The 13,553-nt window shown below is 49.1% G+C and carries 10 protein-coding genes and 2 tRNA genes; 7 read left to right on the forward strand and 5 right to left on the reverse strand.

What is annotated here, in order from left to right; all coding sequences use genetic code 11:
- Positions 1-73: transfer RNA gene (locus K2G41_RS08130), tRNA-Asn, on the reverse strand.
- Positions 74-313: 240 nt separating this feature from the next.
- On the opposite strand from K2G41_RS08130, the gene K2G41_RS08135 reads away from it, so the two are divergent.
- Both K2G41_RS08135 and mfd read left to right on the forward strand, forming a co-directional pair.
- Entirely contained in the window at positions 314-1,960 is a 1,647-nt protein-coding gene (locus tag K2G41_RS08135) for a S41 family peptidase (protein WP_300117159.1), read from the forward strand.
- A 16-nt stretch (positions 1,961-1,976) separates the two neighbouring features.
- Positions 1,977-5,312: a transcription-repair coupling factor gene (gene mfd, locus K2G41_RS08140; RefSeq protein WP_300117161.1), complete on the forward strand. Its 3,336-nt coding sequence runs from the start codon at positions 1,977-1,979 to the stop codon at positions 5,310-5,312.
- A gap of 180 nt (positions 5,313-5,492) precedes the next feature.
- On the opposite strand, the gene K2G41_RS08145 is transcribed toward mfd, so the two are convergent.
- Complete coding sequence (locus K2G41_RS08145) at positions 5,493-6,173, reverse strand: tetratricopeptide repeat protein (RefSeq protein ID WP_300117163.1); 681 nt, start codon at positions 6,171-6,173, stop codon at positions 5,493-5,495.
- Positions 6,174-6,452: 279 nt separating this feature from the next.
- Here K2G41_RS08145 and K2G41_RS08150 point away from each other — a divergent pair, with 279 nt between their 5' ends.
- From K2G41_RS08150 to K2G41_RS08170, 5 genes are all read left to right on the forward strand, one after another.
- Positions 6,453-7,199 carry a (Fe-S)-binding protein gene (locus tag K2G41_RS08150; RefSeq protein ID WP_300117165.1) on the forward strand — a complete coding sequence of 249 codons (747 nt, stop codon included), beginning with the start codon at positions 6,453-6,455 and terminating at the stop codon, positions 7,197-7,199.
- 83 nt (positions 7,200-7,282) lie between these two features.
- Positions 7,283-8,647 (forward strand): lactate utilization protein B, encoded by a 1,365-nt coding sequence (locus tag K2G41_RS08155; protein WP_300117167.1) that lies wholly within the window; start codon positions 7,283-7,285, stop codon positions 8,645-8,647.
- Between the two features lie 152 nt (positions 8,648-8,799).
- Complete coding sequence (locus tag K2G41_RS08160; RefSeq protein ID WP_300117169.1) at positions 8,800-9,420, forward strand: LUD domain-containing protein; 621 nt, start codon at positions 8,800-8,802, stop codon at positions 9,418-9,420.
- A gap of 82 nt (positions 9,421-9,502) precedes the next feature.
- The gene (locus K2G41_RS08165; protein ID WP_300117171.1) at positions 9,503-10,447 is read left to right on the forward strand and encodes a D-2-hydroxyacid dehydrogenase; all 945 of its coding nucleotides are present in this window, start codon (positions 9,503-9,505) and stop codon (positions 10,445-10,447) included.
- Positions 10,448-10,574: 127 nt separating this feature from the next.
- Positions 10,575-10,649, forward strand: a tRNA-Pro gene (locus tag K2G41_RS08170).
- An 85-nt stretch (positions 10,650-10,734) separates the two neighbouring features.
- On the opposite strand, the gene K2G41_RS08175 is transcribed toward K2G41_RS08170, so the two are convergent.
- From K2G41_RS08175 to K2G41_RS08185, 3 genes are all read right to left on the reverse strand, one after another.
- Positions 10,735-12,225, reverse strand: coding sequence for a pectinesterase family protein (locus K2G41_RS08175; protein ID WP_300117173.1), 1,491 nt, complete (start codon positions 12,223-12,225; stop codon positions 10,735-10,737).
- A 149-nt stretch (positions 12,226-12,374) separates the two neighbouring features.
- Positions 12,375-12,824 carry a PepSY-like domain-containing protein gene (locus K2G41_RS08180; protein ID WP_300117175.1) on the reverse strand — a complete coding sequence of 150 codons (450 nt, stop codon included), beginning with the start codon at positions 12,822-12,824 and terminating at the stop codon, positions 12,375-12,377.
- Between the two features lie 266 nt (positions 12,825-13,090).
- The gene (locus tag K2G41_RS08185) at positions 13,091-13,471 is read right to left on the reverse strand and encodes a phage holin family protein (RefSeq protein ID WP_300117177.1); all 381 of its coding nucleotides are present in this window, start codon (positions 13,469-13,471) and stop codon (positions 13,091-13,093) included.
- Positions 13,472-13,553: the final 82 nt, after the last annotated feature.

A 13,553-nucleotide genomic window follows, 5' to 3' on the forward strand; every position in this document is an offset into this window, starting at 1 on the left:
GCTTCAGGATGGGCTTGAACCAACGACCCCCTGATTAACAGTCAGGTGCTCTAACCAACTGAGCTACTGAAGCAGTAAGTCCGTCAACACGCTTGTGGCGGAAGCAGAAATCAGCTGTTTACTCCGATTTTTGCGATGCAAAATTACACTGTTTTTTTTAATTGTGCAACCTTTTCCCAAAAAAAATTGATATTAAACTCTTTTTTCAACGATTTTTTTCAAAAAATCTGACTATTCAGTAGTTCGTTTGTTATAATTATTGACTAACTTTGGTCTCCGTTTCAACGATTTCACAAATTCAGCCACGATTTTTATGAAGAAACTAACACTCGTCGCCGCTCTGCTTGTCACCATAAGCCTGCTCGCTTCAGCCGCTACCCGCAGCAAAAAAAGCGAGATTTCACGTAATCTTGATATTTTCAATTCGCTTTATAAAGAATTACAGACATTTTATGTCGATTCCATCGATGCCGAGAAGTCAATCAACACGGCTATCGCTGCCATGCTCAACGATATTGATCCCTATACGGAATACTTTTCCGCAAAGGAGCAGGATCAATTCCGGACAATGACCACCGGCGAATACGGTGGCATAGGCTCGGTCATCCAGCAGAACGAGAAGGGTGTGATCATTGTCGAGCCCTACAAGGGAAGCCCCGCCCAGATGGCAGGTCTGCGTCCCGGCGACATTTTTCTTCAGATCGACGGTGACACAGTCACCGGCTGGACTTCAGACCGTGTCAGTGCCAAGCTCAAGGGCCAGAGCGGATCTACGCTCCGCCTCGTCATGAAACGTCCGTGGACCTCTGATTCGATCCTCAACTTCGAGTTCAAACGCGCCAAGATCCAGATGCCGTCCGTCCCCTACTTCGGTATGATCCGTCCGGGCATAGGCTACGTCGGACTCACCACATTCTCTGAAAAGAGCTATCCTGAGGTGCGTGCAGGTGTCGAGGAGCTTATCAAGGATGGTGCCAAGAGCCTCATTCTCGATCTCCGTGGCAATGGCGGCGGCCTTGTCGAAAGCGCGGTTGAAATCCTCGGAATGTTCCTGCCGAAAGGCACTACCGTGCTCACTACCCGTGGCAAAGGTGTAATGAATGAAAAGATCTACCGCACAAGCGTCAATCCGGTGGATACCAAGATCCCTCTCGTGGTGCTCGTTGACGGAAATTCAGCCTCAGCTTCGGAGATCGTCACCGGTGCTCTTCAGGACCTTGACCGCGCCGTAGTTATCGGAAACCGTTCGTTTGGCAAGGGGCTCGTACAGAGCACACGCGAACTCCCCTACGACGGGTTGCTGAAAGTCACTGTGGCCAAATACTATATCCCTTCCGGACGTCTCATTCAGGCCATCGACTACTCCCACCGCAATCCTGACGGATCTGTGGCGCGAATCCCGGACAGCCTCACCAATGTATTCAAGACCGCCGGTGGACGTGAGGTGCGCGACGGTGGAGGCATCACACCTGACATCAAGATCCAGTATCCGGAAGTCAATCGCATGACTTACAATGTGGTACGCGATAACTGGGCATTCGATTTCGCTACGAAATATGCCTCCGAACATGACTCGGTAGCCTCACCGGAGACATTCGAGGTAACCGATGAGATCTACGAGCAATTCAAGGATTTCATCAATCCTGACAAATTCAACTATGACAAAGTGTGTGAGAATGCCGTCGAGCAACTGCGTGAGATCGCCAAGGCAGAAGGCTATATGAATGACTCGACCTCAGCTGAGTTTGACCGCCTCGCCTCGTTGCTGAAACATGATCTGAAACATGATCTCGACCTCAACCGCAAGAATCTGTCGCCCTACATAGCCCGCGAGATCCTCAACCGCTACTATTTCAACCGCGGAGAGGTCATCTACTCGCTCCGCGACGATGCAGCCGTTGACTCCGCCGTAGAGGTTCTCTCCACTCCCCGTTTCAATGAAATTCTCGGAAAGAAATAGGATTTAGAGGCTGCTTATGACCATAAAGGAACTCTGCAATGAATTCATGACTCCCCGCCGCCGTGATGCCTTGAAAAAGGCTCTCGGCGGCGAGGCTGCGATAGTGTCCGTCTATAACCTTGCGGGATCAGCTCCGGCCATGCTGCTCGGTGCGCTTCCGCCACGTAAAGTCCCGACCATCGTGGTAGGCGATTCGCTCGACGATGCCGGTTATCTGTATCATGACCTATCTCGCCTCGTCGGCGAAGATAAGGTCCTGATGTTTCCGTCAGGCTACAAGCGCGACATAAAGTACGGACAGATAGATCCACCCTCACAGATACTGCGTACCGAAGCCCTCAATCAATGGCACTCGGAGCATCCGCCGGTCTATGTGGTTACATATCCCGAAGCTCTTGCTGAGAAAGTGGCTCGCCGCGAAGTGATAGACCGCCATACACTCCATCTGCGTAAGGATAAGGCTACGGATCTCATGGAGACGATAAAATGGCTGCGTGAAAACGGTTTCGTACCTGTGGATTATGTCTATGAACCGGGGCAGTTCGCCGCCCGTGGTTCAATCCTCGACATCTTCGGTTATAGCCACGAATTGCCATTCAGAGTGGATTTTTTCGGTGATGAGATCGACTCGATCCGTACATTCAACATCGAGACACAGCTATCCGAACGCCAGCTTGACGAAGTAGCCATAACGTCAGGCGTAGCATCACAAGCTTCCGGCGAATCGCTGCTCGACTTTATAGCCCCCTCGACACTCTTTGCTGTCCGTGATGCCTCTTTCACTCTGGAACGCATACGTGCCATCGGTAACGAGGAGATCTCGCAAAGTGCGATAGTGGCAGGCGAAGCGGACACCAATGCCATGAAGCAAGTGGTCGATGGCGAGGCGTTCGCTGCAAAATTCGCCACATTTCCTCAGTTGCGCTTCACATCCGCAGCACAGCCCGATCCTGAGGCCAAGGCCACAATAGATTTCCACTGCTCTCCACAGGTGATCTACCACAAAAATTTCGAGCTGATAAGCGAAAGCTTCACGAAATTTCTCGCGGACGGCTACAATATCTATATACTAAGCGACAGCGAGAAGCAGATCGAACGCCTTAAAGTGATCTTCGCCGACCGTGGCGACAAAATAGACTTCTCACCGGTCATAACAACTCTTCATGAAGGTTTTACCGACCATTCGTTGAAAATATGCGTATTCACTGACCACCAGATCTTCGACCGTTTCCACAAATACACCCTTAAAAGCGATCGTGCGCGTTCAGGCAAACTCGCTCTCTCGCTGAAAGAGCTTAGCGCGATCGAGCCGGGCGATTTCATCGTACACGTGGATCACGGAGTGGGTAAATTCGCGGGACTTCTGCGCACGGATGTCAACGGTAAGACACAGGAAATGATCAAACTCGTCTATGCCAACGACGACATAATATTCGTTTCGATCCATGCCCTCCACAAACTTGCCAAATACCGTGGCAAAGAAGGTGTGCCCCCGAAAATCAACAAACTCGGATCCGGAGCATGGAATAAGCTCAAGGAGCGCACGAAATCCAAGCTCAAGGACATCGCACGCGATCTTATCAAGCTCTATGCGGCCCGAAAGGAGGAGAAAGGCCACGCCTTCGCCCCGGACAGCTATCTCCAACAGGAACTGGAAGCATCCTTTATCTATGAAGATACTCCCGACCAGCTGACAGCTACAAAAGCTGTGAAGGCCGATATGGAGAGTGAGAAGCCGATGGACCGCCTTATCTGCGGTGACGTAGGCTTCGGCAAGACGGAGATAGCCATACGTGCGGCCTTCAAGGCTGCTGCGGACGGCAAGCAGACTGCCGTACTCGTCCCCACTACAGTGCTCGCCTATCAGCATTACAACACTTTCCGCGAACGTCTGAAAGAACTTCCGGTAAGAGTCGATTACATCTCCCGCGCGCGTACCGCGAAACAGGTTAGGGAGATACTCAAGGATCTCGCCGACGGCAAGATAGACATTCTCATAGGCACTCATAAAATCGTCGGGAAGGATGTCAAGTTCAAAGATCTGGGACTCCTGATCGTTGATGAGGAGCAGAAATTCGGTGTCGCCGTCAAGGAGAAACTAAAACAGATGAAGGTCAACGTCGATACCCTCACGATGAGTGCCACCCCTATCCCCCGTACACTCCAGTTCTCGCTCATGGGCGCGCGTGACCTCACATCGCTCAACACTCCTCCCGCAAACCGTTATCCGATCATCACTTCCGTAAGTGCCAGCAGCGACGACATCATAGCCGAGGCTGTCAATTTCGAACTTTCGCGCAACGGACAGGTATTCATGATCAACAACCGCATCGAGGGTCTCTACGAGCTTGAAGCACAGGTGAAACGTCTCGTGCCGGACGCACGCATCATCGTGGCCCACGGTCAGATGCCACCCGAAAAACTCGAAAAGGCCATAATCGACTTCGCTAATCATGATTACGACGTGCTGATCGCAACCACAATTATCGAAAGCGGTATCGACATGCCGAATGTCAACACCATAATAGTCAACAACGCGCAGAATTTCGGCCTAAGCGAACTCCATCAGCTCCGCGGACGTGTAGGCCGCAGTAACCGCAAAGCCTTCTGCTATCTTCTCGTTCCACCCCACATCCCCCTCACACCGGTGGCGAGACGCCGTCTGCAGGCCATCGAAAGTTTCAGCGATCTCGGCAGTGGTATCCACATAGCCATGCAGGATCTCGACATCCGTGGCGCGGGCAATCTGCTTGGAGCGGAACAGTCAGGCTTTATCGCTGATCTCGGCTACGAGACTTACCAGAAAATCCTAAAAGAAGCCGTCACCGAGCTCCGTACGGAAGAATTTTCGGATCTTGAACAGGCCGACCGTCTTGGTGAGGAGGAAAGCACCGACTACGTGGCTGACTGCGTGATCGAAAGTGACATGGAATTGCTGCTTCCGGCCAGCTATGTTCCCACCGAAAGCGAGCGCATAGCCCTCTATCAGGAACTTGACGGAATAGAGCGCGAGCTGGATCTGCAGGCTTTCAAGAGCCGTCTGACCGACCGTTTCGGTAAGATTCCGGCCGTCACGGCCGAATTGCTACGCATCCCGCGTCTACGCCGTCTCGCGCGCCGTCTCGGCATCGAGAAAGTATCGCTCAAGCAAGGTAAGATGTACACTTTCTTCGTCGATGAAAGCAACAAGGCTTACTATCAGTCTGAAATGTTCGGTAAGATGCTTAACTATCTCACATCTAATCCCCGTCGCGTGCAGATACGTGAACGCAACGGCAAACGATCATTCGCAATCGCCGATGTTGATACAGTCGAGACTGCAGTCGATATTCTGCAGCAGATCGTAGGCTGACACTTTGACAGTTAATAGATATTCAGACTACACGATCCCGATCTCCGTGTGGTTTACATAGTATCCCGTAATCCCGCAATAGTCCGAGACATATCAAACCTTGTAACAGAAAACAATGACGGCCCTGCTTTTCAGCAAGGCCGTCATTGTTATCTTGTTCTTCAGTAAGGAACGATCTATTTATTTTGCAGCGTCCTGTGCACGTTCGAGATACTTCTTGATATCAACACCGATCTCAGATCCGTAAGCGGGATAATCCTTCAGGATCTGCTCGTAGATGGCAGCTTCAGCCTTGAAGTCCTTCTGTTCGCGGAGCACTGTAGCTTCCTTCAGGAGGAAAGCAGGAGTGTAGTGAGGATTGTTGTCAGAGATCTTCACAGCCTTCTTGTAGCAGTCGATTGCCTGCGGATATTGCTTGAGGTTGACATAGCAGTCACCTTCGAGTGATTTTGCAGACGCACCGATGACAGACTCAGATGAAGAGTAGTCCTTGAGATAGCTGAGAGCCTTCTCATAGTCACCCTTCTTGTAAAGGAGGATGGCTGCATTGAGGTTGGCGAGATTACCGGCGGAATAACCGTGGTCAGCTGCCACCTGCTGATATTTTGCAAGGGCGATAGAGTCATTACCCATGAGCAGTTCGATGTCGGCCTGACCAAGAGCATTGTTTGCAGCGTTCTGCGCCGGCTGACGGATTACATATACATAGAGAAGGATAAGGGCAACGACCGCTGTCACGGCGATGCATGACCAGACAACTACTTTAGGGTTGCTCTGGACCTTTTCACCGATGCCGGTGAGGGTGTCGTTAACCTCGTCGATAGAGGTACGGTTTTCTTCTGTGGGCTTGTTGTTTGCCATTTTTATGTGATTCGTTTTTGATTTATTAACTATAATTTAAGGATAAAATGCGGATTTAAAAGCTTTTATAAGCTTCTAAAGTGCAAAATTAGGCAATATTCTCCAATAAATGAAATTTATATGACGGAATTTTACTATCTTGTGGTGCTCATTTCGTAAAGCGGTTGGATAAAATGTGATAAAAGTCATCTGTTTTTTACTCGACCCTCAGCATGACCGTGAACCATGTACGGCTGCGGAATGTAGTTATATTAGGTTTCAATTATTTATTTCAATTCGATGAAGGTAGGATTTTTTGTGCCGTGCTATGTCGATATGCTGGCTCCTCAGGCTGCTATAGCAAGCTATGAGTTGCTGCGCAAGTTTGATCTTGACGTACATTACATAGAACAGGCTTCATGCTGCGGACTGCCGATGACAGATATGGGCTACGAGCGCAAGGCATGCAATCTGGAGCAGAATATCGTGAAGTATTTTTCCGGTTATGACTACATGGTGATCCCGTCGGGGATCTGCACGGATCAGGTGCGCAATCATCTTGATTCACTCGAAAAGACTCCGGAAGTGCAGCACATAATGAATACCACGCACGATATAGTGGATTTTCTCCACGATGTGCTTCAGGTGAAGAGTCTCCCTTGGGCGAAATTTCCTCACAGCGTCGCACTCCACAACGGTTGCCATTCGCTCCGCTATCTCAATCAGGCACGACCGACGGAACTGATGATCCCGGATTTCTCCAAAACAGCTGATCTGCTCAACCTCGTCGAAGGGTTGGAGGTATGCTATGCGACACGGCGTGACGAATGCTGCGGTTTCGGCGGCACTTTTGCCATCTGGGACCAAAGCTGTGCCGGACAGCAGGGTCTTGATAAGGTGAACGATTACGCACGCAACGGTCTGAAATATGTCACAAGCGCGGATTTCTCATGTCTGATGCATCAGCAGGGCGTGGCGAAGAAATTTGGAGTGGATATAAAGACTTTCTATATTGCCGAGCTCCTCAACGGGACGGCGGAAGAGTAAGATTCAATGCATAATATTCAATTCATAATGCTCAATGCATAATTCATAATGATCGATTGTGTGTTGAACAACCCCTATAAAATATGAGTCAGGTCAATCAAGTGAAACTTGGGGCGAAGTTCATCGCCGATACACCCCACCGTGTCAGCCATGACCGCTGTCTGTGGGAAGCCCGTATGCGACGCGACAAGACGGCATCTCAAATACCCGAATGGGAGGAGATGCGCGAACTCGCTTCGCAGATAAAGTTGCACACCCTCACGCATCTGGACCGGTATCTGGAACAATTCGAGACAAGGCTGAAGGAACATGGTATCCATGTCCACTGGGCTGAGGATGCGAAGGAGCATAACCGCATCGTCTATGAGATTTTCAGTTCACACGGAGTCAAGACTGTCACAAAGGGAAAATCCATGCTGATGGACGAGTGTGGTATGAGGGAATATCTTGAAGAGCGTGGTATAGATATCTATGAGGCGGATCTGGGCGAGCGCATTCAGCAGCTCGACCGTCAGAGGCCATCGCACATAGTAATGCCTGCCATCCACAAGCTTCGCGGAGATGTGGCCAAGCTTTTTGCAGAAAAACTCGGTAGTGATCCTGACAACGACGATCCGCATTATCTCAACAGTGTAATGCGCAAATCAATGCGTGAAAACTACATCAAGGTGGATGCCGGAATGAACGGCGTGAACTTCGGAGTTGCCGAGACGGGTACAATAGTCGTGGCGACAAACGAAGGTAATGCAGACATAAGTGCTAACGTGCCGCCGCTGTTCGTGGCCAGCATGGGTATAGAAAAACTCATCCCGCGCCAGAGTGATCTACCGCTGTTCATACGTCTGCTTTCACGCAGTGCGCTGGGATTTGACATAACGCAATACACTTCCCACTATACGCGTCCGCGAAAAGGACAGGAGATGCATGTGATAATTGTTGACAACGGACGCTCGAAGCGTCTCGGAGCAGAATATTTCGAGGTTCTGAAATGTATCCGCTGCGGTGCATGCATGAACACATGTCCCGTGTTCAGGCGCACATCCGGACTAAGCTATGATGCTCCCTACATGGGACCGATCGGTATAGTGCTCGAACCAAGCTATGATCTCCACCGCTATGCACGTCTGCCGTACTCATGCACTCACTGCGGTTCATGCGGCAACGTATGTCCGGTTAAAGTTCCTATCCCGAAATATGTGTTCTACTGGCGCAACATCGTGGTGGATCATCACGAGGATGAACTCTCACACCGGATTGAAGAGGATGGAATGGAATTGGTGCTCCGGAATGCCACCAACCTTTCACACGCGGAAAAACTCGGTCTGTGGGCCTTGCGCTCCTTCCCTCAATGGCTGCTAAATTCGCCGGCCAATCCGTGGGCCAAAGATCACACGAATCCTGAGCCGCCGAAGGAAACTTTCAGAGAATATTACAAAAGGACAAAATAAATTCTTTGTGAGTATCTATTTGAGAAGAATATTTTAGTTTAGAATTTAATATGAAGTAGCCCGTAGCAGGGCAGGTGAGCCCGATTTATTTAGTTAGCATCCTCTAATCAACGATTAAATTAGTCACAACTTCTATTTATGAAATTAAATTTATGGGTAAGGATATAGTTTATGCATCCTCTCAGGAGCCGGCACGTGAAAAGTTCATGTCCAGAATAAAGGCCGCATGTGCCTCGCATGATGAAATTGCACTGCCGAAGGTTCCGTTATACGAACCTAAAGGAGATCCAGTGGAGAATTTCATAACCAAACTTGAAAACTTCGATGGAAAAGCCGTGCGAGTGGATTCGCGCGGTGATGCGCTCCGCTGGCTTGCGACCAACCTCGTGACCGAGGGGAAGCAGGTCTATTCGGCCATACCGGATTTCAAAGGAAACTTTGAGGTATATGATACGACAGATCCTCATTCAGCCCACACGGTTGATATCTGCATCGCGGCAGGTGTAATAGGAGTGGGTGAGACAGGCTCGGTATGGGTTACTGAAAATTCACTTGGGCTTACCGCCTGCGCGCTGTTCTCGACGGATCTCTATCTGCTGCTTGAAACCGACAAGATCTATCCCGGTATGCATCAGGCTTACGAAGCTCTGGACCTTTCAGAATTATGCTACGGTGCTTTCTATACCGGCCCATCAGCCACGGCAGACATCGAGGCTGTCCATATAACCGGCGCGCAAGGAGAGATATCGCTTACGGTGATACTCATCGGTTGAAACAACAGAACTGACGGGAAGAATCCGTGTATGGGACAGACACCGATTTGGAAATATAATGGAGGATATGTAAATTTGAAGCATGGAAAAGATTGTGATTCTCGATGGCTATGTGGCCAACAGCGGCGATCTCTCATGGGACGCGCTCAAAGAATTTGGTGAGCTTACAGTATATGACCGCACAGCACCTGACGAGGTGCTTGAGCGTGCAAAGGAAGCATCGGTTATCTATACCAACAAGGTCGTCATCACCGATGAAATCATGGAGGCAATCCCTAAGCTGAAATTCATCGGCGTGCTTGCCACCGGCTACAACAATGTGGATGTCGAGGCTGCCCGCAGAAGAGGAATAGCTGTATGCAATGTCCCGGCTTACTCCACCGAATCAGTGGCTCAGGTGGTGTTCGCGCATCTGCTCAATATAGTCAACGCTATCGCTGACTATGCTGCCTCCGTCAACAACGGTGAATGGTCGGAAAACCGTGATTTCAGTTACCGGCTGCGGCCATTCGCTGAATTGTCAGGGCTGACTATGGGAATTATCGGGATGGGAAATATCGGACGCCGCGTGGCAGAAATAGCACGTGCGTTCGGCATGAAGGTCATCACCAATTCAAGACGGGAATTACCTGAGGGAGTAAGAAGAGTGGAGTTGGAAGATCTGTTCCGTGAAAGCGACGTGATCTCACTTAACTCGGCTCTGACCCCGGCTACAAAGAATATAATTAACCGTGAAGCTCTCGCAATAATGAAGCCTACGGCCATCCTGATAAACACATCGCGCGGACCGCTCGTGGATGAGGACGCTCTTGCCGAGGCCCTGCGTGAGGGAAAGATTGCGGCCGCCGGAATAGACGTGCTTTGCGAAGAACCTCCACGCTCAGGATCACCGTTGATCGGCTGTGAACGCTGCTTCATAAGCCCGCACATTGCATGGCAGTCATCACAGGCGCGTGAACGTCTCATCAACATATCCTGCGACAATCTGAAGGCGTTCTGTGAGGGCACACCGCAGAATCTCGTATGAGATATTATCAATCAAATTAAAATTAATTCCCGATAGGTCATTTAATAGATGCTCTACTGCTTGCATAAGTGATTTTTTGTAACTAACTTTGCACCGTTCAAAGCCCATAAACGGCTTAAAGGACTATCGGGGCGTAGCGCAGTCCGGTTAGCGCACCTGCTTTGGGAGCAGGGGGTCGCGAGTTCGAATCTCGCCACCCCGACAAGATACAGAATAAACGAGCGGATGACTTAAATAGTCATCCGCTCGTTTATTCTGTTAAAAGTCCGTGATTCTTATCCAACACGTCACTCCGGTTTCCAACCTAACACAAAAGCCGGATTGCGGTAGGCATCAATAATGGCCTTGTCGGCCACGGGATCGAGACGGCGAGATCCATAAGCACGCTTGCTAAAATCAACAGGTGATCCGTTGAGATCCGTGCTTCCGAGCTCCCAGTAATGGATATAATCACAATTATCCTTATCAATTCCGCTCCAACCTTCAGACGGGACATTGTCAAGTCTGCAATCGATAAGCACCATCTCGCTGTGCGGATATTTATCATTAGTGCGGGCAAGCACAGATCTGTTTCCTATGCCGATAAAAGTGCAGCCGACAAAAACGTTGCCGTGCGATGAAGCCGCGTTGCGTATCCACACGAAAGCGTTGCGTGATTTCAGCGTACAGTTTTTGAAAAACGAAGGACCGCGTCCAAGGACGCTGTCACCATGACCTTCAATGACACAGTTGTCAAAATAAGTCGAGCCGTTCACCTGCAGAGCATCTCCCGATCCTTTTATCGTCACATCCAGCACTTGATTCCGTTCACCCATAATGAGCAGACCCTCGGCCTGACCGACAAGAGTGGTGGCTACGGTGAAATTACGGAGCACCATGCCTGTACAGTTATCCATCATGAACGCGGCACGGCGTGATGGAAATGTGCCGAGCCATTCATTGGTACTGACATCGTCGGGATGGGGATTGAATACTTCATTATTCGCATAATGCACATAGACACCGTCACGGCTTTCACCCTCGATGGTCACGTTGCGTTTGTTGCGGAAATACACCAGTTCTTCATAATCTCCGTTCTTTACGAAAACCGTCCAGTGATCATCGTTGAAGTCCGGGATAAAATCCATTGCTCCCTGAAGTGTGTTAAAATCACCCGAACCGTCAGCGGCGACAATGAGTCTGCGGTTTTCAGCAGAGGGAGCGGAGGGCTTGACGGAGAACCGCCATCCGTCTTTCTTGCTTATTCCTTTAAACCGACCTTTAGAAGTAGAAAACACTTCAGGATCAACAGTGACATAGTAGGTGTGGCCGTAATCAAGCATGTTGTTATGCGGATAGATTTCGGCTTTTCTGCCGTCAGTGATCACAGGATAGAAATGAAATCCATCCGTAAAGCCACCGATTATCGTCAGCTGATACTCGTCAGTCGTCGGGGCTGCCGTTCCTGACGGTGTACCGGGTTTAGCCGTGCGGTTTGTCTGGCGGGGCTGATCATAGATATATGGACGGAGCGTGTAGGGTGGTTTAGGTAGTTTTGTACTCTCAGTGGGGCCTGCGGGAATAGAAAGATCGAGACTATCGACACAGATATCCGTCTCCGCATCAATGATCCTTATCATGCCTTTATCACCGAGCGTAACGTCGGAGTCAAACATTATTGACAGACGGGTATCGACATTTACATTGCCTGCGGAGGGGGCGGGTGACAGCACAGGGGCTGAGGAGAATGCCGACAATGCGCTCCAAGCAGCCGTCAGCATAATAAAAATCTTTTTCATGGTGAGCAGATATAATTTTTAGAGTTTCTTAGTTCAGTTCAACGACAAAGTTCCTAAAAATTATCCGGATATACAAGAAAACAGAGCCGATCCATTCACATCAAAAGGATCAGCTCTGAGAATAAAGTTTCTTTTACAAATGTCTATAATCAGTCTCCGTAACCAACAAAGACAAAATCAAGTGTAAAGAGGAGTTCACGGCCGTTAAGCAGATCAACCTCGTAGCCACGTGAATCACGTGAGATCTCATTTATGCCTACGCTCTGAAAATTCTGTTCGACATATTGGTCAATCTCAGGTACGATTCCGGTAGGAATGGTCTTGCCGGTCGGAGCATCAACATCGGTCCACGCTCCGGCAGCATCAAACTCAACTTCCTGCCCGCTTTTAAACTTGACCTCATAGGAGGAATTTGCCTTATCCACTTCCTTGGTAACAATGACGACCTGATCGGACGAATAGAACTGGGATATGAAATTCTTAGCCGCTACAGGAAGATCGTTTACAGAGATGGGAGTATCCTTGTCATCATCATCAGAACAACTCCATGCCATGCATGCAAAGACGCATACGGTGAGAAAGAGAAAGAATTTTTTCATCTTTAAATCCAATTAAAAAAATGTTTATTGTGTGTGTTCTTGTGGAAAATACATTTATAATTTAACATATTCATCAGTGAATTCGTTCAATTCAAAACAGACTAATAACAAGTCTTAACCTAATCTTTCCGACATATTCTATCAACTGGTGAAATCACATCAACCGTCATGATGCGGATGGATTGGATCAAGACATTTCAATAGATTCTGTCAGCCTTAAAATCGATGCCTACAGGGTCATCATAACCGTTCGGCGAATGAAGCGTTCAGCGAAGATTGAGGCGTGTCAGAAGTTCTAAAAGCCTTGTTACTGTCATGCGAAGATCACCTTTCTCATCAGAACGCTCGCAGATACTTTTGACCTCAATCAGCGTGAGCGATATTGCACCGAAGGTGGTCATGTAAGGGAAGCAAGGCATCAGATCAATTCCGGATTCCATGAGACAATGGAGTGATGCAAGAATCAGCACATCGATTATACTCATGGAGAAGAGCGCGAGATAGTAGCGTCCGATCTTATCAACGGACCGGCGTAATCCGGAGGACGTACATTTTTCACCACGGCTTTTAGCTTTACGCAGACCGCTGACGAGATCGGCAAGAACAGCGATAAGCACACAGAAGTAATCAATAATAACGAGGAGCATTTTTTTAGATTTTGTGAGTAATTGAATTAAAGTTCATGAATAGTCCCATTCATAGTCCGACATCCGCCTGCAAAAGTAATAC

This window comes from Duncaniella sp. (assembly GCF_029056165.1).
Taxonomy (GTDB): Bacteria; Bacteroidota; Bacteroidia; order Bacteroidales; family Muribaculaceae; genus Duncaniella.